Genomic DNA, 20,728 nt, shown 5'->3' with positions numbered 1-20,728 from the left:
CCTGATGCCCAACAGGCTTCTACCGCTTGTCTGCAGGGCATAATCAGCTACTCATTTAGTAGCAAAACACTGAACCCATGCCCTGGCACGCCCGCCTGCAGCTCGACTACACGGCAGAACACAACGCCCGCACCGTGGCCCGCTATGAGCACAACGGGCCGCTGCGCATTCTGCAAAGCCTGTACCCCGAGGGCGACGCCATCTGCCACAACGTGCTGGTGCACCCGCCTGGCGGCCTGGTGGGCGGCGACACGCTGGACATCACCACCACCGTAGGCCCCGGCGCCCACGGGCTGGTCACCACACCCGGCGCCACACGCTTTTACCGGTCCACCGGCCCGCTGGCGCTGCAACGCAGCCACCTCACCCTAGCCGAAGGCGCGCGCCTGGAATGGCTGCCGCTGGAGGCCCTGTGCTACAGCGCCTGCCATGCTGAAAACCACCTCACGCTGAACCTCGCCCCCGGCGCCGAATGCATCGCCTGGGACGTGACGGCACTGGGCCTGCCGCACGCGGGCCAGCCGTTTGAACAAGGCCGCTTCACCCAGCACCTGGAAGTGCCCGACCTGTGGCTGGAACGCGGCGTGATTGATGCCGCCGATGACCGTCTGCTGAGCAGCCCGCTGGGCCTGGCAGGCCACCGCTGCATGGCCAGCATGTTCTTTGCCGCAGGCACCCCGCTGGACCGCACGCGCCGCGACGCCGCGCTGGATGCTGCCCGCGCGGTGATGGACGCCCACCCCCAGGTCAAAGCAACGGCAGGTGCCACCAGCCCCAACGACCGCATGGTGATCGTGCGCGTGCTGGCGCCGCAGGTGGAGCCTGCGATGAAGCTGCTCAAGGCCGTGCGGGTGGCTTGGCGGGAGGCGCTGTGGGGGTTGGCGGGAGAGGCGCCGAGGATTTGGGTAATGTAGGGTGGGCATCGTGAGACTGCCCCCTTGTGGCCATTATTGAAAGGCTCTATGGACGCCCTTATTGAATTCATCGCGACGTTGGCACTCCACTGGCGGATCGGGATCTCGGTGCTTCTCGCGCTGATTGCAGCCATCTTTTTGGCCAATGCACTCAGTTGGTTCACCGGGTGGTATGGCGTGTTGCTGGTGATATTCAGTTTTGGCGCAGGGCTGGTTTGGGAAAGCATCCCCAGGGCGAGCTAGATTGATTTCGACAGCCGATGATTTCCAGCCTCCGCGCCGAGGTTGACATCTACTGCCGAAAAGCCCCCTTTTGCCTGACCATCTGTTTGAGATTTTTGAGCTTTCGAGGGGCACGCTCAGTCCACATGATTTCCGCCCCATCTCCGAGCTCTTCGTAGATAGGCAGGACATCAGTGATACCTACCAACTTCCATTGAACAGGCACACCGTCAGGCCCACCCTTGTAGGGTTTCGAGTTCTCGCGAGCAACCGATAGGCCCTTTTGATGGGCTTCATCGAGGCTCGACGCGCGTACAAGAACGGTGTTTTCCCAAGACAGAAATCGAGCTTCATCATCGTCTTTCCTGTCGTCATTCAACTCCACGAAGCGCAGCAGGTAGGAAACCACATACCAGCCCACAGGTGAAATATTCTTGTCGTATGCCATTGAAGAATTCTCATGCATGTGGCCCGGACCAAATAGAGCACCAGCCGTTCAATTGAAATGCTCTGCGGCGGTTTTTTCTGACACCGAACGGTGGCCTTTTAAAGGCCAACCACTCGGAGTCAGTGTGTAGTGTGATCCTAAAACCGGCAGTCCTCGCTAGCTCACACCGGCGCCACCGCAGGCACTTTCAACAACCCATCCGCCTTGAACATTGCGCGAATCCCCCGTACCGCCTGCCGAATCCGAGCCTCGTTCTCGATCAGCGCAAACCGCACGTACTCGTCCCCCTGGTCGCCAAAGCCGATGCCCGGCGACACACACACCTTGGCCTTGTCCAGCAACTGCCGCGCAAACTCCAGCGAGCCCAGCGTGCGATATGGCTCGGGGATGCGGGCCCAGATGTACATGCTGGCCTTGGGGCAGTCCACCGCCCAGCCCGCTTCGGTGAGTCCCTTGTAGAGCACGTCACGGCGGCGCTGGTACTGGGCGGCGATGTCTTTCACGCACTGCTGGTCGCCCTCCAGCGCGGCGATGGCCGCGACCTGCAGGGGGGTGAAGGTGCCGTAGTCGTGGTAGCTCTTGATGCGGGCGAGCGCAGCCACCAGGTCGGGGTTGCCCACCATGAAGCCCACGCGCCAGCCGGCCATGTTGTAGCTTTTGCTCAGGGTGAAAAACTCCACCGCCACGTCCTTGGCGCCGGGCACTTCCATGATGCTGGGGGCGCGGTAGCCGTCGTACACGATGTCGGCGTACGCCAAGTCGTGCACCACCAGGATGTCGTGCTTTTTGGCCAGGGCGATCACGCGCTCGAAGAACGACAGCTCCACGCACTGCGCGGTGGGGTTGCTGGGGAAGCCAAAGATCATCATCTTGGGCTTGGGGTAGCTGCCTCGGATGGCCTTTTCCAGCTCGGCAAAAAAGTCCACATCGGGCGCCACAGGCACGCTGCGGATGTCGGCACCGGCAATCACCGCGCCGTAGATGTGGATGGGGTAGCTCGGGTCGGGCACCAGCACGGTGTCGCCCCTATCCAGCGTGGCCAGCATCAGGTGGGCCAGGCCCTCCTTGGAGCCGATGGTGACGATGGCCTCGGTGTCGGGGTTGATGTCCACCGCGTACCGGTCTTTGTACCAGTGGCTGATGGCACGGCGCAGGCGCGGGATGCCTTTGCTGGCGCTGTAGCCGTGGGTGTCGGGCCGCTGGGCCACTTCAGTGAGCTTGGCGACGATGTGCGGTGGTGTGGCCCCGTCGGGGTTGCCCATGCTCATGTCGATGATGTCTTCGCCCCGGCGGCGGGCGGCGAGTTTCAGCTCGGCCGTGATGTTGAAGACGTAGGGAGGGAGGCGATCGATGCGCGCAAAACGGCGCTTGCCCTGCGATGCAGACATGCGGTGTGACTTTCACGTAAGCGCCCGGAACCGTCCGAGCGACGTGGCCGGCAGAAAGGCTGGCCCGCTGCCAATGTAGCGCAAGCTGCGGGCAACGCTCCAGCCCTTTGTGCGCAGTGTGGCGGCAATGCCGCAGTGAGGACGAGGGCTCGCCATCCCTTCTACGATGGGCGCATGAACACCTTCCCATCCACCAGCCCCACTGCCCTGCCTGGCGACCATCCCTTTGCCCAGGTGCAGGTGCTGGCCTTCGACATCTTTGGCACCGTGGTGGACTGGCACGGCAGCATTGCGCGCGAGGTGCGGGCACTCTATCCCCAGGTAGATGCCGATGCGTTTGCACTGGCGTGGCGCTCGGGCTACCAGCCCGCCATGGCGCGGGTGATGCGCGGTGAGCAGGGCTGGACGCTGATCGATGCCCTGCACCGGCAGATCCTGGACGCGATTCTGCCGCGCTTTGGCCTGGCGCACCTGGGTGAGGCTGAGCGCCACCACCTCAACCGCGTGTGGCACCGGCTGGACGCCTGGGGTGACAGTGTGGAGGGCCTGACCCGGCTCAAGCGGCGCTACACCCTCACCACGCTATCGAACGGCAACATCGGCCTGCTGACCGACATGGCCAAGCGCGCCGGGTTGCCCTGGGACTGTGTGCTGAGCGCCGAGGTGTTCAAGGCCTACAAGCCGCACCCCGACACCTACCTGGGTGTGGCGCGGGTGTTTGACCTGCCACCGCAGCAGGTGGCGCTGGTGGCAGCGCACCACGACGACCTGGCTGCTGCGCGGGGCTGTGGCCTGCGCACGGCGTACATCGAACGTCCGCACGAATTTGGCGCGGCACAGCCCAAGGATGTGTCGCCGCAGCCGGGCAATGACCTGCATGCCACGGACCTGAACGATCTCGCCAGCATGCTGGGGTGTTGATCACCCCGGGGCACAGCCGCGTCAGTGCGCCACCAGCAACTGCACAAACATCTGCACCTTGGAGCGGCATTCGGCGCTGATGGAGGTGAACTCCAGCCCGGCCACCCACTCGTCGCCCTCCTGCTTGAGGGTGACAACGCGCGCGTACACGTCGGCCACGCGGTAGTCCACCAGCGGCAGCTCAAACTCCAGCTTGATCTCGCTGTGGGGTTCCAGCGGCTCGATCAGCTCGACCAGCAGGCCGTGGTAGCCAATGTCTCGGATGGCGCCGTGCACGATGTGGGGCACCACGATCTTGTCCTGCATGCGCTGGCACAGGCAGGGCAGGCGTGCATCCACACGGTGGCTTCGGCGGAACTCCTGGCGGGGCACCTTGAGCTTGTGCGACGGGATGGCGATCAGCTCGCGCAGGCTGACGGGCTGCGTGCGGCCCTTAACGAACACCTGCATGGGTGCGGACGCCGACACCAGGCCCCAGCAGCGCTGGTACGTGGAGTCGCTGATGAGCACCTGGCCCCGCAAGCTCAGCGCCTCGATGCGTGAGGCCAGGTTGACGGCCTCGCCGATCACCGTGTATTCGGAATACACATCAGAGCCAAAACGCCCGGCCATCACGGTGCCTGTGTTCACGCCGATGCCCAGAAACACCTCGGGCAGGCGCTCAGTCAGGTGGGCAAGGTTCAGCTCGCGCATGGCGATCTGCATCTCCACGGCGCAGAGCAACGCGCGGTCCACATCGTCGTCGCGCGCAACGGGTGCGCCAAACAGCACCATGATCGAGTCGCCCATGAACTTGTCGATGGTGCCCTGGTACTTGAACACCACCTCGGACAACCGGGCCAGGCAGCGGTTGAGCGCGGCGATGACCACCGACGCGGGTTGCGAGCCCGACAGTGCGGTGAAGCCGCGCAGGTCGGCCAGCAGGATGGTGACCTCGCGCGGCGCCACGGCCAGGCCGTCGGCAGCAGCACCTTCGGGGTTTTCCATGCCATGCAGGATGTCCGCCATTTCGGCCTGCGCCGCCTCGCTGAGGGGCTTGCCCGTTTCGCGTTCGATCAACGCCTGCAGGCGGCGCACGGCATCGTGATGGAATTCTTTGTGCATGGATGTCTGGGACGTGGGGCGGCCGGTGCTTGGGTGTGTGGGGACGAGGGCAACGCCTGCCCTTTGCCGCCCAGAATAGGCGTCGCCCAGCGACTGGTCAACCGGTGAAAACACCCCAGACCAAACCGCACCACAGTGCGGACTGCGGAGCGCTCGCCCGACCGACCTCTGCCACCCAAGGCGAGGGCGAGTGGCCACAGGGCTGCCCGATACAAAAATCAAGCCTTTTTGGTCGCAAGCGCTACATCCACATGCGTTAAATGCTATTTATACGATAGCAAAAAAGACTACTTACCGGCGTCATCCGGCAGCTACCCGGTCCACACACACAAACTCCCCCACCGCGCTGTCATAGTCCCACCGTGCCGCCATTCGCGCCCGGCCGTCTGGCGCAGCGCCAGAGGCCTCGGTGCTGAGCACCACCAGGCTGTTGGGGCTGCCGTGCCGCAGGCGGTGCGACACCGCCGTGCCCGCGCTGCTGGCCCACAGCCCCGGCAGGGGTTGCAACAGGCGTGGCTGGTGCACATGGCCGGACAGCAGCATCTGCGCACCGGCAATGCGCCAGCGCTCCACGGCTTCGTCTGCGCGGTGGGGGCGGTGGTCGCGGTCCCCGGCATCGCGTGCCACCAGGGGGTGGTGGCTGGCCACAACGCGCCAGGCGCCGGGGGGCGCACGTGCCAGCAACAGGGCCACATGCTCGATCTGCGCAGACGACAGGCTGCCGCGCTCGTGCCGCCAGGGGCGCGTGGTGTTCACCCCCACCACGTAGAACGCGCCCATCTGCCGCACGGGCTCCTGGTCCATGCCGAACTGTTCGGAGAACCTTTCATACGAACGGCCCCAGCGCATCCACCACGCAAACAGGGGCAGGTCGTGGTTGCCCGCCAGCACCAGGGTGCTGCGCGCATGCAGGCCCTGCACAAACCGCGCGGCCTGTTCAAACTGCTGCGCCGTGGCGCGCTGCGTGAGGTCGCCCGACACCACCACCATTGCCACCCCCAGGCGTTGCGCCAGCCGCTGCACAGCAGCGCACACCAACGGGTCGTGCGCACCGAAGTGCAAGTCCGACAGGTGCATCAGAACAGTCATGGCAGGTGGTCGCAGGCAGTGGGCAGGCGCAAGGGGAGCCCCATCATGCAGGCAGCAAGCCGGGGGCGGGGGTAGTGCCGGGCGCAGGCGTGTCGGTTGCGGAGGCTGCGAAAGCGATCTCTTCTGGTGGTGGGGTCTGCGCTGCACCGTCACGTTCCAACGGGCTGGGGGCCACCAGCCACAGTGGCCGCGCGCTGATGCGGAAATGCAGGGGCGGTACCATCCATTCACGCTCGCCGTCAAACGCCACCTTGACCTGCGGGGGCCGCCAGCTGGCGGGCGCCACGGTCAGCTCAGAACACGCCATGCTGACCACCGCATTGTCTTTGTGCAACTGGCCGGTGGCCGCGTTCCACACGGTGCGGGCGATGGCCCAGCGGCCCTGTGGCTTGAGCATGACCACGGCAAGATGCCCGCCATCGGCCACCTTCTGCGCTTGCGGCAGGCCCATGCGGTCCAGCTGCAAAGGGTTATTGCCCACAAACAGGGTGGTAACCAGATGCTCTTCCTGCCGCGCCTCGGCGCCCTGGTGCGTCTTCATCACCACCCGCCAGCGGCGGCCCGATGCGGGGCGAAACAGGCTCCACACCGCAGCCGCTATGGCCACCCAGCGCTTGCGGCCAAAGCGGCGTGAGGCCATCTCGCGGTCGGCCAGCATCTTGGGATACAGGCCCACGCTGGCGTTGACGACAAACATGCGGCGGTTCACAAACCCCACCTGAACCGGCCGCAGGTCGCCCGCATGCAGCGCCCGCAGCAGGTCTTGCACGGCGGTCTCGGGGTCCAGCGCCAAGCCGTGTTCGCGGCTGAAGTAGTTGAACGTGCCCATGGGCACCACCCCCAGCGGCACCCCCGCGCGCAACGCGGCCGACGCCACCGCGTTGATGGTGCCGTCGCCCCCGGCTGCCACCACCAGTCCGCCATCGTCCTGCGCGGCCTGGGCAGCGTGCTCGGCCAGCTGCACGATGTCGGCGCGCCGGTCAGGCACGTGCCAGACCACGTCGTGCGCCTGCAGGGCCGGCACACCCTCCAGCTTGGCGCGCAGCAGGTCCAGGTCAGCACCTGGCCGCCGGGGCACCACCAGATGGATAGGGCCACGGGGCTGTGGAGGTAGGGTGTGTTCCGAAGGTGTCATGCAAAAACTCTGCAACAAACAAGAGCAACCCCACAGTGCGCAGAACAAATCGCAGCGGCCGAGTAGGCCCACGGACCCACACCACCACCGGCAAGCCCGTACGGACTGCAGGGCACTCCATGGTGACAAGCGGTCGTCCGCCGCGCAGCCGGTAGCCACGCCTTCGCTCTGTCAGCCTGCGCCGACAGCTGCAATGAAGACGCAATACACCCACTGCGGCGCGGGATGCTGGGAACTTCGGTACAACCCCCGGCTTCTCTCCAAACACAACCTCCTCCACAAGCAGACAGAAAAGGACTATCGCCCCCAATGACCACAACCCTCGGCGCTTTGGCCGCCACCGACATCGGTGCCCTGCTGGCGCAACACCCCGTAGGCTGGTGGATGGCCGGCGTGCTGGCGTTTGCCCTGCTGGGAAGCGCCGCGTTAACCGGCTTGCGCGGCCTGCGACAACACGCAGGTGCCCCGCTGGGCCGCATGTTTCCGGCGCAAGCGCGCTGGGTGTTGGTGGTAGCCATGGCTGCATCGGCCTGCACGCTGACTCTGGCAGGAGCCGCGCTGGCAGAGCTGGCCGAAAGTGGGCACGCCCCAGGCACCTGGGGCGCACTGGACGACGCCCTTGCCGCAGGCCTGCAAGCACAGGCATCCGCCGCCGTGCTGCAGTGGTTTTCCGCCCTCACCCACCTGGGCGAAACCTGGGTGCTGGCAACACTGGCACTGGGCATGGCCGCCGCGCTGTGGCTGCGCCGGCACCGCCTGCTGGCCACGGGCTGGCTGGTGGCCATGGCAGGCAACGGCGCGTTGACCAAGGTGCTGAAGAATCTGTTCGAGCGCGTGCGGCCCGAGCACACGCACGGCATTGCAGAGGCCAGCGGCTACAGCTTTCCCAGTGGGCACAGCAGCGCGTCGATGGTGGCCTACGCCATGCTGGCCTACCTGGCCACGCGGCTGTTGCCCCGCGCCTGGCACCTGCCTGCGGTGGTGCTGGCCGGCGCGCTGATCTTCACCACCGGCTGGAGCCGCGTGGTGCTGCACGTGCACTACGCCAGCGATGTGCTGGCAGGCTGGCTGCTGGGCGGCACGTGGATGGTGTGCACGGTGCTGATCATGGAGAGCGTGTTGCGCTGGCGCAGCGCGGCCCTCGGCGCTGCCGCACAAAAGCCATGAGCCATCAAATCGCGACGAGGTTGCGAATGCCCTTGGCTTCCATCTCGCTACCCGGCCCGCGTGCAATAACCTCGCCGCGTTCCATCACCAGGTAGTCGTCGGCCAGCTCTTGTGCAAAGTCGTAATACTGCTCGCACAGCAAGATCGCCATCTCCCCCTGATCGGCCAGCATGCGGATCACGCGGCCGATGTCTTTGATGATGCTGGGCTGGATGCCTTCGGTGGGCTCGTCCAGGATCAGCAAACGCGGGCCGGGGGCCAGTGCGCGGGCGATGGCCAGTTGCTGCTGTTGCCCACCCGACAGATCGCCGCCCCGGCGCTTGAGCATCTGCTTGAGCACAGGGAAGAGTTCATACAGGTGTGCAGGCACAGGTGTCGAGCCACTTTTGTAGGCCAGGCCCATGCGCAGGTTTTCTTCCACCGTGAGGCGGCCGAAAATTTCGCGCCCCTGGGGAACGAAGCCGATGCCTGCGCGTGCCCGGTCGTAGGGGGTGGCCTTGTCGATGGGTTTGCCGTCAAAGCTGATGCTGCCGCTTTTGATGGGCACCAGGCCCATGAGGCTTTTGAGCAGCGTGGTTTTACCCACGCCGTTTCGGCCGAGCAGCACGGTGACTTTGCCGGGGGTGGCGGTGAGGCTCACGTCGCGCAGGATGTGGGAGCCGCCGTAGAACTGGTTGATGTTTTGGACGGTGAGCATGGTGGCTTATGGTGTTTTGAGCCGCTAGCGCTTATTCAACAGGCGCAAGCAGCTATATTTTTGATAGTAAATACCTTCACCGACCGAGGTACACCTCGATCACGCGCTCGTCGGCCTGTACCTGGTCGAGCGTGCCTTCGGCCAGCACCGACCCATCGCACAACACCGTCACCTTCTCGGAGATGGTGCGGATAAAGCCCATGTCGTGCTCCACCACCATGAGCGAATGTTTGCCCTTGAGCGTGAGGAAAAGCTCGGCCGTGCGGGCGGTTTCTTCATCGGTCATGCCCGCCACCGGCTCGTCCAGCAGCAGCAGCTTGGGGTCCTGCATCAGCAGCATGCCAATCTCGAGCCACTGCTTTTGCCCGTGGCTCAGGTTGCCCGACTGGCGCGTCACGCTGTCGGCCAGGTGAATGGTGTGCAGGATCTCGGCCAGGCGGTCTGACTGCGCGGAGTCGAGGCGGAAGAACATGCTGGACTTCACGCCCTTGTGGGTCTTCAAAGCCAGCTCCAGGTTCTCGAACACGCTGAGCTGCTCGAACACCGTGGGCTTCTGGAACTTGCGGCCGATCCCTAAGCTGGCGATCTCAGGCTCGTTGTGGCGCAGCAGGTCGATGGTGGAGCCAAAGAACACCGTGCCTTTGTCGGGCCGCGTCTTGCCGGTGATGATGTCCATCATCGTCGTCTTGCCCGCACCATTGGGGCCGATGATGCAGCGCAGCTCGCCGGGGGCGATGTCCAGGCTCAGGCCGTTGATGGCCTTGAAGCCGTCAAAGCTGACATGCACGTCTTCGAGGTACAAGATGCGGCCGTGGATCACGTCCACTTCGCCCGGCGTGGCAATGCGCGAGAAGCCTGCAGCGCGGCCACCCGATTCGGTCTGCCCCAGTGTTGCGGGCGCCAGCTTTGCCTGAAAACGCCGCGCGCCTTCTTCCATCAGATCGGGCGTCATTGCGCGGCTCCCTTCGTTGTTGTCATTTTTGCTTTGAGCTTCTTGACCAGCCCCACCACGCCATCGGGCAGGAACAGCGTGACCGCAATGAACAACGCGCCCAAAAAGTACAGCCAGAACTCCGGCGCCGTCACCGTGAGCCAGCTCTTGGCCCCGTTGACGATGAACGCGCCCACGATGGGCCCGATCAGCGTGGCGCGGCCCCCCACGGCCGCCCACACAGCGATCTCGATGGAGTTGGCGGCGCTCATTTCGCCGGGGTTGATGATGCCGACCTGCGGCACATACAGCGCGCCCGCCACGCCGCACATCATGGCGCTGATGGTCCAGATGGTGAGCTTGTAGGGCAGCGGCGAGTAGCCCGAGAACATGACGCGCGTTTCGGCATCACGCACCGCCTGCAGCACACGGCCAAACTTGCTGCGCACCAGCCAGCGGGCGAGCAGGAAGAAGCCCAGCAGCGACAACCCCGTCAGCACGAACAACGTCATGCGCATGTTCTGCGTGGCAATGGGCGTGCCCAGGATGCGCTTGAAGTCCGTGAAGCCGTTGTTACCGCCAAAGCCCGTCTCGTTGCGAAAGAACAGCAGCATGGCCGCATACGTCATGGCCTGCGTGATGATGGAGAAATACACGCCCTTGATGCGCGAGCGGAAGGCGAAGTAGCCAAACACAAACGCGATCACGCCCGGCACGGCCACGATGAGGAACAGCGTGGCGATGAAGCTGTCGGACAGCGCCCAGTGCCAGGGCAGCTCCTTCCAGTCCAGGAACACCATGAAGTCCGGCAGGTCGCTCTTGTAGTTGCCGTCGCGGCCAATCTGGCGCATGAGGTACATGCCCATCACGTAGCCGCCCAGCGCAAAGAACAGGCCGTGGCCCAGGCTCAGGATGCCCGTGTAGCCCCAGATGAGGTCCATGGCCAGCGCGCAGATCGCGTAGCACATGATCTTGCCCAGCAGCGCCACGGCGTAGTCAGATAGGTGAAACAGGCTGCCTGCAGGCACCCACAGGTTGAGCACCGGGGCCACGGCGCACACCACGATGAGCGCGACGATGAAGGCCGACCAGCCGCCGCGCGTGAGCAGCGGCGCGGGTGCGGGCAGTTGGAGAGGGGTAGGAGATGGAGTCGTCATGATGGTTGTCGCGTGGCTACTCAATCTGCCGTGCGGCCCTTAACCGCGAAGATGCCTTGGGGCCGCTTCTGGATGAAGATGATGATGAACACCAGCACCGCAATCTTGGCCAGCACCGCGCCTGCCCAGCCTTCGAGGAACTTGTTGAGAATGCCTAGGCCCAGCGCGGCATACACCGTGCCCGCCAGCTGGCCCACGCCACCCAGCACCACCACCATGAAGGCATCGACGATGTAGCTCTGGCCCAGGTCAGGCCCCACATTGCCCACCTGGCTCAGCGCGCAGCCTGCCAGGCCTGCGATGCCCGAGCCCAACGCAAAGGCCATGGTGTCGATGCGCGCCGTGTTCACGCCCATGCACGAGGCAATGGGGCGGTTTTGCGTGACGCCACGCACGAACAAGCCAAGCCGCGTGCGGCCAATGAGGTAGCCCATGCCCAGCAGCACGGCAATCGCAAAGCCGATGATGACGAGCCGGTTGTAGGGCAGCGTGAGGTTGGAGAGCACCTGCACGCCACCGCTCATCCACGCGGGGTTTTCCACGCCCACGTTCTGGGCGCCAAAAATCGTGCGCACCAGTTGCATCAGCACCAGGCTGATGCCCCAGGTGGCCAGCAGCGTCTCCAGCGGGCGGCCATACAGAAAGCGCAGCACGCCGCGCTCCAGCACCGCGCCCACGGCGGCCGAGGCGCCAAAGGCCAGCGGCAGCGCGGCAACCAGGTACCAGTCGAACGCGCCCGGAAAATACTTTTGGAAGATGCCCTGCACCACATAGGTGGCGTAGGCGCCGATCATCATCAGCTCGCCGTGGGCCATGTTGATCACGCCCATGAGGCCGTAGGTAATGGCCAAGCCCAAGGCAACGAGCAGCAGGATGGAGCCCAGGCTGATGCCCGAGAACGCAGCCCCCAGGCGCTCGCCCCAGGCGAGCTGGCTTTCCATGGCGCGCAATGCGGCCTGCAGCGCGGCCTTGACCTTGGCGTCTTCTTCGACGGTGACGCGCTCGTTGAGCAGCAGCCGTGTATCAGGCGTGGCGCTGAGCGACAGTGCCTGGGCGGCAGCGATGCGTTGTGCTGCGTCGTCGCTGCCCAGCAAGGTGGCGGCGCGGGCCAGCTCCAGCTGGGTCTTGATCTTGTCGTTGGTCTCCTGCGCCAGTGCCTTGTCGAGCAGGGGCAGACGGCCTGCATCAGGCTCCTTGGCCAGGGCCTTGGCGGCGGCCATGCGCTTGGTTTCGTCCTTGCCAAACAGCGCCAGGCCCGCCAGGGCCGTGTCGATCTCGCCGCGCATACGGTTGTTGTTGATGATGTCTTCGGCATCGGCGGGCACAGGGACCTCGGCGCCAGTGACAGGATCGATGCCCTTGTCATCGCGCACGATCAGCGCCTTGCCATCGGCCACCTTCACCGCGTCGTCGGCCAGCGCCTGCAAGAAGGCAGCGGTGCGTTCGCTGGGCTCCACCACAGCTTGCTGCACGGCGGCCACGCGGTCGTCAGTCTCGCCAGCGGCCATGGCCAGGGCCTGCTCAGCGGTAAGTGCGTACGCCTGCGCAGTTGCACACAACACAACGCAGGCGATCAGACGGGAGAAAAAAGAGAAAAGCATGGAAGGGCCAGTGGGTGAAAGAAACGACCAGCCTCTGCGGTGAGCGCAGCCCATGCCAGCGCCCCCGCGCAAGGGCCGCCCCGCCGCGCTGGGGGCGTCCCCCTCCCACGCGCAGCGTGAGAGAGGGGGAAGCGGCGTAGCCGCTCAGGGGGAGATCACTTCTTCTCGGGTTCGTCTTTTTTCTTGTCGTTGCCTTCGATGTAAGGGCTCCATGGCTTGGCCTTCACAGGGCCAGGGGTCTTCCACACCACGTTGAACTGGCCGTCGGCCTTGATCTCGCCGATGAACACACTCTTGTGCAGGTGGTGGTTCTTCTCGTCCATCTTGCTGACGATGCCCGACGGCGCCTTGAAGGTCTGGCCCGCCATGGCGGCAATCACCTTGTCCACATCCGTGCTCTTGGCCTTTTCAACCGCTTGCTTCCACATGTTGATGCCGATGTAGGTGGCTTCCATCGGGTCGTTGGTGAGCGGCTTGTCCTTGTGGCCTGCGATGCCCTTGGCCTTGGCGTAGTCGCTCCACTTCTTGATGAACTCGGTGTTGGCCGGGCTCTTGATGGACTGGAAGTAGTTCCAGGCGGCCAGGTGGCCCACCAGCGGCTTGGTGTCCACGCCGCGCAGTTCTTCCTCGCCCACCGAGAAGGCGACCACAGGCACGTCCTTGGCCTTCAGGCCTGCGTTGCCCAGTTCCTTGTAGAAGGGCACGTTGGAGTCACCGTTGATGGTGGAGACCACCGCCGTCTTGCCGCCCTGGCTGAACTTCTTGATGTCGGCCACGATGGTCTGGTAGTCCGAGTGGCCGAACGGGGTGTACTTCTCGTCGATGTCGCTGTCCTTCACGCCCTTGGACTTGAGGTAGGCGCGCAGGATCTTGTTGGTGGTGCGGGGGTAGACGTAGTCGGTGCCCAGCAGCACCCAGCGCTTGGCGCTGCCGCCGTCCTTGCTCATCAGGTAGTCCACTGCGGGGATGGCTTGCTGGTTGGGCGCGGCACCGGTGTAGAACACGTTCTTGGACAGCTCTTCACCCTCGTACTGCACGGGGTAGAACAGCAGGCCGTTCATTTCTTCCACGACGGGCAGCACCGACTTGCGCGACACCGAGGTCCAGCAGCCGAAGATGACCGAGACCTTGTCCTGGCCCAGCAGCTGCTTGGTCTTTTCGGCGAACAGGGGCCAGTTGGAGGCTGGGTCCACCACCACGGGTTCGAGCTTCTTGCCCAACACGCCGCCCTTGGCGTTGATCTCGTCGATGGCCATCAGCACGGTGTCTTTCAGCACGGTCTCAGAGATGGCCATGGTGCCCGACAGGCTGTGCAAGATGCCGACCTTGATCGTGTCCTGGGCATGGGCTGGCAGCGCAGACAGGCCAGCGAGCGTAGCGACGGCCGCGAGGGCCTTGAGGGAATAACGACGTTGCATGTGTGCTTCTCCGGTGGTGGTTTCAATCAGGGAATCAATCAAACCGCTTCGCTCGGTGGGCCCCGGTGTGGAGCCACAGTGGATCGGGCGATGGAATGGATTCTGGAGAGCGGGGCCGGTTGGCGAAATACGCCGGGTGGCGTACACGCCTGGGGCCTACGAGCCCGGCGCCGGGTCATTGCGGGGCACATCACGGCCCCCCAACGCCAGCCAGGGGTGGGCTGTCGCCACGATTGCATTCACTATAAAAACAATAGCTATCACCGTATATTCAACAAGCGCTACAGGCCAATTTCATGCAAAAACCTTGGCCAGCAAAGGTTGTGGAGCGTCCGTAGAATCTGCGGGTTTTCCCTAGTCTCTGCGCGCCTGGCCTCCATCGGCCCTGGTGCCGCCTTTTTGCCCCGCTGCGCACCATGAACCTCCCCCTGCTGGCCCTGGCCATTGCCGCTTTTGGCATTGGCACCACCGAATTCGTGATCCTGGGGCTGCTGCCCGAAGTGGCGGGCGACCTGTCCGTCTCCATCCCCGCCGCCGGCATGCTGGTGTCGGCCTACGCGCTGGGCGTGGCCGTGGGTGGGCCGCTGCTGGCGGTGGCCACCGCGCGCTGGCCGCGCAAGACCACGCTGACCTGGCTGATGGTGCTTTTCATCGTGGGCAACGTGGGTTGCGCGCTGGCCCCCAGCTACGCGTGGCTGATGGTGGCGCGCGTGGTCACGTCGTTCTGCCACGCGGCGTTTTTTGGCATTGGCGCCGTGGTGGCGGCCAGCGTGGTGGAGCCCCACAAGCGCGCCCAGGCCATGGCGCTGATGTTCACCGGGCTCACGCTGGCCAACGTGCTGGGTGTGCCGCTGGGCACGCTGCTGGGCCAGCACCTGGGCTGGCGGTCCACCTTCTGGGCCGTGGTGGTGATTGGGGTGCTGGCCGTGGCCGCCGTGGTGCGCTGGGTACCGCACCTGCGCCACCAGATCAGCGGCAGCGCGCTGGGCGAGTTCCGCGTGCTGCGCATTCGGCAGGTGTGGCTGGCGCTGGCGGTAAGCGTGCTCGCATCCACCAGCATGTTCACGCTGTTCACCTACATCACGCCCATCCTGCGCGACGTGACCGGCGTCTCGCCCCAGAACGTGAGCGGCGTGCTGCTGCTGTGCGGCGTGGGCCTGACCATTGGCAACCTGCTGGGCGGCCGCCTGGCGGACTGGAAGCTGCTGCCCTCGCTGATGGGCATCTTTGCCGTGCTGGCCGGGGTGCTGGCGGCGTTTTCGTTCACCAGCGTGTGGCTGTGGCCTGCCGTCATCACCGTGGTGGTGTGGGGCATGGTGTCGTTTGCGGCGGGCACACCGCTGCAGGCGCGGGTGGTGTCGCAGGCGGGCGACGCGTCCAGCCTGGCATCCACGCTCAACATCGGGGCGTTCAACCTGGGCAACGCCATCGGTGCCTGGTTGGGGGGCGCAGTCATCACGGCCGGGTGGTCGCTGCAGGCCATTCCGCTGGTGGCGGCAGGCGTCACGCTGAGTGCGCTGGCACTCACGGCCTACATCGCCTGGCTGGACCGGCAGCCCGCAGCCACAGCTACAGCCAGTGCGCAGCTGGCCGACTGCAAGGCGGTCTAGGTCGTGCCGGACTGCTCGAACGCCACATAGCCGTCCTCGATGGCAGGAAGGATCTGCAGCACCTCGAAATACGGCACGGTGAGCAGGGGTGAATCGCGCAGCCGTTCCATGAAGTCGTAGTGCTTGAGCGGGTCATCGGTTTCCACCAGCATCAGGTCGCTGCAAGGCGCTGCAAATGCCTCGGCGTCGAAGTGGCGCAAGCGCAGGGCACCTTGGTAGCGGGGCAGCAGGGCATGCAGGTGCGCCTCGCCCAGCACGCGCCTTTGCTCACGGGGCAGACGCAGCCACTCGGGCAGGGCACGCAGGTGGATGAAGAAGGCATAACGGGTTGCCATGGGGGTGATCTCCTGGGTTCAATGGGGAATGACAGGTACTGGGCCAACGGACCTGGCTCAGGCGGAGCGCAGCATGCGGGCCAGCAGCCCAGGCGCCCAGCGCTGCAGATGCCAGGCCGTGCGCGCCTTGCCGATGCGGATGTCGGTGTGTCCCGCAATCAGGCCACGAACCAGGGCCTGCGCAGCTACATTGGGAGGGATCTTGCCGCGTCCTCGGCCCTGGGTCATGGGCGTGTCCACCAGCGGCATCACGGCATGAACCGCCCGCACCGGGCTGCCTTGCATCTGCACCCGCAGCCCCTGGGTGAACAGGTCCAGCCCGGCCTTGGTGGCGCTGTAAACCGCCGCCGTGCGCTTGGGGCAAGAGCCCAGCACCGACCCGACATTGACCACCCATGCGCGCTGCTGGGCCTGCAAATGGGGCATCAGCGCGCGCGTCAGCACCATCGGCGCCAGCAGGTTGAGCTCGACCTCCGCGCGCATGTCCTGTGCCCTGTAGCCGGCATCGTCCACACGCAGGTCGTGCTGGATGCCTGCGTTGTTCACCAGCGCGCCAATATCGGGATAGTGCAGCAGCCACTGCGCCGCCAGGTCGTCAATCTCTTCAATGCGGGACAGGTCGGCCACCCAAGGCTCGATCAGCCCATGGGCGTCTGCCAGCGCCTGCAGCGGCTCGGCATGGCGAGCTACGGCCAGCACGGGCACGCCGCGCCGGGCCAGCTCCAGAGTCAATGCTCGGCCGATGCCCGAGCTGGCGCCAGTGACGATGGTGCGTGGCAAAGGGCCTGCGGGCGTGGCCTGGCGTGTGGTGGCGGGATTGCGAGCGTGTGACATGGGCCGCACTCTAGGCATGGCTCCGTCCGTTGTCATCAACCCAGGTTAATTGCGAACGGAGGGGAGATCGACCCCATGCCCGGCGGGCGCGACACGGCGCCGCTACGCGGCATACTGCGCGCCATGCCCCCCATCCAGCACCCCGCCTTCTGGTCACTCCTCACACAGGCGGCGGGCACGCAGGCCCTGCCCGATTGGGCCACGGCAGAGCGCGCCATCAACACACACGCGGTACAGGCAGGCGGCACGGTCTTTCTGCAGGGGGTACAGCACCCGTACGTCTACGCCGTTCAAGAGGGCTTGTTCAAGCTGAGCTACCTGCAGGATGACGGCACGGAATGGATCAAGTCGTTTGCCGAAGAAGGACGCTTTTTTGCCAGCGTGTCCGCCCTGCAGCCGGGCGGCCGCACGGCCTTCATGGTGACGGCCATCGAGTCCGCCACCCTGGAGCGCATCGACCACGGCGTACTGCTCGCGCTGGCCGAACGCCACCTGCCCTGGGCAAAGGCGCTGTATCAGCTGACCCTGGTGTACGCCGCACGCAAGGAGGCGCGTGAGCGCGAACTGCTCACCCTCACCCCCGAGGGCCGCTACCGTGCCTTCCTGGCATCACACCCCAACCTGGCGCTGCGCATCCCGCAAAAAGACCTGGCCCGCCACCTGGGATTGACGCCCGTCGGGCTCAACCGCATTGCCATGCGCGTGCGGCGCAGCGTCACATAGCCGACATTCGCCAGCAACGCAGCGCTGCGCAGTGGCGCTAGGATGGCCCCCTGCCCTTGCCACCCGGTGATTGCCATCGAAGGCGCCGGCGTGCACTTTCTCAACCGCTCAGGACAACCCATGGTGAAACGACGCACAGTGCTTCTCGGTGGCGCCGCAACAGCCGGCGCGCTGGTCATCGGCTGGGGCGTGGTGCCCCCGCGCCAGCGGCTGCACACCGCGCAGCCCCTGCCCCAGGGCACGGGCCAGGTGGCGCTGAATGGCTGGCTCAAGGTAGCAGCCGACAACACGGTGACGGTGATGATGGCCAAGTCCGAAATGGGCCAGGGCGCGCACACCGGGCTGGCCGCCATCCTGGCGGAAGAGCTGGACGCCGACTGGGCCCAGGTGCGGCTGGAGATGGCGCCCATCGACGACATCTACAACAACCTGGCCACGGTGGTGGACGGCCTGCCGTTCCACCCCGACAACGACGGCTCCATCAAGGCCGTGGCGGGCTGGCTGACGGCCAAGACCATGCGCGAGGTGGGCGTGATGATGACGGGCGGCTCCAGCAGCATCAAGGACCTGTGGCGCCCCATGCGCGAGGCCGGGGCTCACGCCCGCGCCATGCTCATCAACGCAGCGGCCGCGCAATGGAACGTGCAGGCCGCCGAATGCAAGGCCACCGCAGGTGTGGTGGAACACGCGGCAGGCCAGCGCGCCACGTTTGGCGAACTGGCGGCACTGGCGGCACAGCAGCCACCGCCGGGCAAGGTCACCCTCAAGGAGCCCGCCGCATTCAAGCTGATCGGCAAGCCGCTCACACGCATCGAGGCGCCCTCCAAGCTCGATGGCACGGCGGTGTTTGGCATTGACGCCCACCCGCCCGGCCTGCTGCATGCCAGCGTGGTGATGTGCCCCACGCGCGGTGGCAAGGTGGCCCAGTTTGACGGCGCTGCCGCGCAAAAAATGCCGGGCGTGAAGCAGGTGCTGGCCGTGGTGCCATACCACGGCGGCACCGGCGGCGTGGCCGTGATTGCCGACACGCCCTGGCACGCCAAGAAGGCTGCCGCCGCAGTCACCGTGCAATGGGACCACGGCCCCGCCGCCACGCTGTCGAGCGCCACTGTCATGACCCAACTTGCCCAGGCGCTGGACCAGGCCCAGGGCTTTGGCTACCACAGCGTGGGCGACGTGGACCAGGCTCTGCAAGGCGCCGCAACCACGCTCACCGCCGACTACCGCGCCCCCTACCTGGCCCACGCCGCCATGGAGCCGATCAACTGCACGGCGCAGTTCAAGGACGGTGCGGCCAGCGTGTGGACATCCACCCAGGTGCCAGGCCTGGCACGCATGGCCGCTGCCAAGGCCCTGGGCATCGATGAAGACAAAGTGACCGTGCACCAGCTGCTGCTGGGCGGTGGCTTTGGCCGACGGCTGGAGGTGGACTACGTGGCCCAGGCCGCCGCCATTGCCAAGGCAGCGGGCGGCGCGCCGGTACAGACGCTGTGGTCCCGCGAGCAGGACATGCAGCACGACTTTTACCGCCCCGCGTGCGTGGCCCGATTCAAGGCCGGGCTGGACGCGCAGGGGCAGCTGGTGGCCTGGCACAACGTGTCGGCAGGCCAGGCCATCGTGCCGCAGGTGCTGGCCCGCACCTTTGGCCTGCCGGGCGCCGGGCCGGACAAGACCGCGTCCGAAGGCGCGTTCGACCAACCCTACGAGTGGCCGCACGCACGCATTGCCCACGAGATCATCGACCTGCCGCTGCCCGTGGGCTTCTGGCGCTCGGTGGGGCATTCGCACCAGGCTTTTTTCAAAGAGAGTTTTGTGGACGAAGCGGCCCATGCCGCCAAGAAAGACCCGGTGGCGTTCCGCGCCGCGCTGCTGCAAAAGCACCCGCGCCACCTGAAGGTGCTGCAAAAGGCGGCCGAGCTGGCGGGCTGGGGCCAGCCCTTGCCGCCCGATGCGTCGGGCGTGCAGCGTGCGCGCGGCGTGGCACTGCACCAGTCGTTCGGCTCCATCGTGGCGCAGGTGGCCGAGGTATCGGTGGGCGCCGACAAGGCCATCCGCGTGCACCGCGTGGTGTGCGTGATCGACTGTGGCGCAGCCATCAACCCCAACCTCATCACCCAGCAGATGGAAAGCGCCGTGGTGTATGGCCTTACCGCTGCGCTGTGGGGCGAAGTGACGATCAAAGAAGGCCAGGTGCAGCAGAGCAACCTGCACGACTACCCCCTGCTGCGCATGGCCGACTGCCCCCGCGTGGAAACGCACATCATCGCCAGCGCCGAGCCCCCCGAGGGCGTGGGTGAGCCCGGCGTGCCGCCCATCGCACCCGCCGTGGCCAATGCCTTGTTTGCCCTGACCGGCCAGCGCCTGCGCGCACTGCCGCTCAAGCTCAGCTGACCCAACGCACCGGAGCCCCCATGACCACGACCCTGAACCTCAACGGCCAACCCGTCGCCGTCAACGCCGAACCCGACACGCCCCTGCTGTGGGTGCTGCGCGGCGAACTGCAGATGAACGGCACCAAGTTTGGCTGCGGCATGGCGCTGTGCGGCGCCTGCACCGTGCACCTGAACGGCGAACCGGTGCGCGCCTGCATCACGCCCCTGTCGGCCGTGGGCAGTGCCAACGTCACCACCATCGAGGGCCTGCAGGGCCCCGAGGCCACCGCGCTGCGCACAGCATGGACCGCCGTCGATGTGGCGCAGTGCGGCTACTGCCAGAGCGGGCAGCTGATGTCGGCCTGTGCGCTGCTGAAGAAGACGCCACGGCCCAGCGATGCGGACATCGACGCGGCGATGTCGGGCAACACGTGCCGCTGCGGCACCTACCAGCGGATTCGCGCGGCAATCCACCAGGCGGCCACGGAAAAGGCGTGACGCCCGCCCCGTGCCCCAGGGGATGGCGGCAAGCTCCGGGGGCCAGGCGCCAGGCGGGCGCCAGGATGCCCCCTCTGGAATGGCCCCCGCGCACGCCTGCCAAGCGCGGTGTGCTATTTATTTCATAGCATTCAGGCCTTCCACCACCACGGGAAACCAGACCC

At 65.8% G+C, this 20,728-nt stretch carries 20 protein-coding genes and 1 pseudogene; 9 read left to right on the top strand and 12 right to left on the bottom strand.

Annotated elements, in window-relative coordinates:
• Positions 1–77 precede the first annotated feature (77 nt).
• Positions 78–914: an urease accessory protein UreD gene (locus OIN59_RS16125; protein WP_274112092.1), complete on the top strand. Its 837-nt coding sequence runs from the start codon at positions 78–80 to the stop codon at positions 912–914.
• Positions 915–962: 48 nt separating this feature from the next.
• Positions 963–1,157, top strand: coding sequence for a hypothetical protein (locus OIN59_RS16120; RefSeq protein WP_274112091.1), 195 nt, complete (start codon positions 963–965; stop codon positions 1,155–1,157).
• A 49-nt stretch (positions 1,158–1,206) separates the two neighbouring features.
• On the opposite strand, the gene OIN59_RS16115 is transcribed toward OIN59_RS16120, so the two are convergent.
• Together OIN59_RS16115 and alaC are read right to left on the bottom strand one after the other, a co-directional pair.
• Positions 1,207–1,584: a DUF4288 domain-containing protein gene (locus OIN59_RS16115; protein ID WP_274112090.1), complete on the bottom strand. Its 378-nt coding sequence runs from the start codon at positions 1,582–1,584 to the stop codon at positions 1,207–1,209.
• 161 nt (positions 1,585–1,745) lie between these two features.
• Positions 1,746–2,972, bottom strand: a complete 1,227-nt coding sequence (gene alaC, locus OIN59_RS16110) for an alanine transaminase (RefSeq protein ID WP_274112089.1) — start codon at positions 2,970–2,972, stop codon at positions 1,746–1,748.
• A 174-nt stretch (positions 2,973–3,146) separates the two neighbouring features.
• On the opposite strand from alaC, the gene OIN59_RS16105 reads away from it, so the two are divergent.
• Positions 3,147–3,893 (top strand): haloacid dehalogenase type II, encoded by a 747-nt coding sequence (locus tag OIN59_RS16105; protein ID WP_274112088.1) that lies wholly within the window; start codon positions 3,147–3,149, stop codon positions 3,891–3,893.
• A gap of 21 nt (positions 3,894–3,914) precedes the next feature.
• On the opposite strand, the gene OIN59_RS16100 is transcribed toward OIN59_RS16105, so the two are convergent.
• Positions 3,915–4,997 (bottom strand): adenylate/guanylate cyclase domain-containing protein, encoded by a 1,083-nt coding sequence (locus tag OIN59_RS16100; RefSeq protein WP_274112087.1) that lies wholly within the window; start codon positions 4,995–4,997, stop codon positions 3,915–3,917.
• A 300-nt stretch (positions 4,998–5,297) separates the two neighbouring features.
• A complete protein-coding gene (locus OIN59_RS16095) occupies positions 5,298–6,086 on the bottom strand; it encodes a metallophosphoesterase family protein (RefSeq protein WP_274112086.1) in 789 nt (262 codons plus the stop codon).
• Positions 6,087–6,283: 197 nt separating this feature from the next.
• On the opposite strand from OIN59_RS16095, the gene OIN59_RS25375 reads away from it, so the two are divergent.
• Positions 6,284–6,808: a DUF2694 family protein gene (locus OIN59_RS25375; RefSeq protein ID WP_407655110.1), complete on the top strand. Its 525-nt coding sequence runs from the start codon at positions 6,284–6,286 to the stop codon at positions 6,806–6,808.
• Between the two features lie 89 nt (positions 6,809–6,897).
• On the opposite strand, the pseudogene OIN59_RS25370 reads toward OIN59_RS25375, so the two are convergent.
• Positions 6,898–7,221 (bottom strand): annotated as a pseudogene (locus OIN59_RS25370) (diacylglycerol/lipid kinase family protein); the annotation flags it as partial.
• 309 nt (positions 7,222–7,530) lie between these two features.
• Here OIN59_RS25370 and OIN59_RS16085 point away from each other — a divergent pair.
• A complete protein-coding gene (locus tag OIN59_RS16085) occupies positions 7,531–8,388 on the top strand; it encodes a phosphatase PAP2 family protein (RefSeq protein ID WP_274112084.1) in 858 nt (285 codons plus the stop codon).
• A 4-nt stretch (positions 8,389–8,392) separates the two neighbouring features.
• On the opposite strand, the gene urtE is transcribed toward OIN59_RS16085, so the two are convergent.
• From urtE to urtA, 5 genes are all read right to left on the bottom strand, one after another.
• The gene (urtE, locus tag OIN59_RS16080; RefSeq protein WP_274112083.1) at positions 8,393–9,085 is read right to left on the bottom strand and encodes an urea ABC transporter ATP-binding subunit UrtE; all 693 of its coding nucleotides are present in this window, start codon (positions 9,083–9,085) and stop codon (positions 8,393–8,395) included.
• A gap of 76 nt (positions 9,086–9,161) precedes the next feature.
• Positions 9,162–10,037 (bottom strand): urea ABC transporter ATP-binding protein UrtD, encoded by an 876-nt coding sequence (gene urtD / locus OIN59_RS16075; protein WP_274112082.1) that lies wholly within the window; start codon positions 10,035–10,037, stop codon positions 9,162–9,164.
• The gene (gene urtC / locus OIN59_RS16070) at positions 10,034–11,173 is read right to left on the bottom strand and encodes an urea ABC transporter permease subunit UrtC (RefSeq protein WP_274112081.1); all 1,140 of its coding nucleotides are present in this window, start codon (positions 11,171–11,173) and stop codon (positions 10,034–10,036) included. The genes urtD and urtC overlap by 4 nt, the downstream gene beginning before the upstream one ends.
• Positions 11,174–11,193: 20 nt before the next feature.
• Complete coding sequence (gene urtB, locus OIN59_RS16065; protein WP_274112080.1) at positions 11,194–12,774, bottom strand: urea ABC transporter permease subunit UrtB; 1,581 nt, start codon at positions 12,772–12,774, stop codon at positions 11,194–11,196.
• A gap of 155 nt (positions 12,775–12,929) precedes the next feature.
• A complete protein-coding gene (gene urtA / locus OIN59_RS16060) occupies positions 12,930–14,192 on the bottom strand; it encodes an urea ABC transporter substrate-binding protein (protein ID WP_056641426.1) in 1,263 nt (420 codons plus the stop codon).
• Between the two features lie 416 nt (positions 14,193–14,608).
• On the opposite strand from urtA, the gene OIN59_RS16055 reads away from it, so the two are divergent.
• Positions 14,609–15,802, top strand: coding sequence for an MFS transporter (locus tag OIN59_RS16055; RefSeq protein ID WP_274112079.1), 1,194 nt, complete (start codon positions 14,609–14,611; stop codon positions 15,800–15,802).
• Here the strand turns inward: OIN59_RS16055 and OIN59_RS16050 are convergent.
• Together OIN59_RS16050 and OIN59_RS16045 are read right to left on the bottom strand one after the other, a co-directional pair.
• The gene (locus OIN59_RS16050; protein ID WP_274112078.1) at positions 15,799–16,137 is read right to left on the bottom strand and encodes a darcynin family protein; all 339 of its coding nucleotides are present in this window, start codon (positions 16,135–16,137) and stop codon (positions 15,799–15,801) included. The genes OIN59_RS16055 and OIN59_RS16050 overlap by 4 nt on opposite strands.
• A 57-nt stretch (positions 16,138–16,194) precedes the next feature.
• Positions 16,195–16,971, bottom strand: coding sequence for an SDR family NAD(P)-dependent oxidoreductase (locus OIN59_RS16045; protein ID WP_274112077.1), 777 nt, complete (start codon positions 16,969–16,971; stop codon positions 16,195–16,197).
• 123 nt (positions 16,972–17,094) lie between these two features.
• Here OIN59_RS16045 and OIN59_RS16040 point away from each other — a divergent pair, with 123 nt between their 5' ends.
• The 3 genes from OIN59_RS16040 (at position 17,095) to OIN59_RS16030 (ending at position 20,564) form a co-directional block, all read left to right on the top strand.
• On the top strand, positions 17,095–17,694 hold the full coding sequence (locus OIN59_RS16040) for a Crp/Fnr family transcriptional regulator (protein WP_274112076.1): 600 nt from the start codon (positions 17,095–17,097) through the stop codon (positions 17,692–17,694).
• Between the two features lie 120 nt (positions 17,695–17,814).
• Entirely contained in the window at positions 17,815–20,085 is a 2,271-nt protein-coding gene (locus tag OIN59_RS16035; RefSeq protein WP_274112075.1) for a xanthine dehydrogenase family protein molybdopterin-binding subunit, read from the top strand.
• 20 nt (positions 20,086–20,105) lie between these two features.
• Positions 20,106–20,564, top strand: coding sequence for a (2Fe-2S)-binding protein (locus OIN59_RS16030; protein ID WP_274112074.1), 459 nt, complete (start codon positions 20,106–20,108; stop codon positions 20,562–20,564).
• Positions 20,565–20,728 lie beyond the last annotated feature (164 nt).

Origin of the sequence: Acidovorax benzenivorans, from assembly GCF_028680575.1 — a bacterium.
Lineage (GTDB): Bacteria > Pseudomonadota > Gammaproteobacteria > Burkholderiales > Burkholderiaceae_C > Acidovorax > Acidovorax benzenivorans.
The sequence above is the reverse complement of the archived record's forward strand: the minus strand, read 5'-3'. Positions and strand labels throughout refer to the sequence as shown.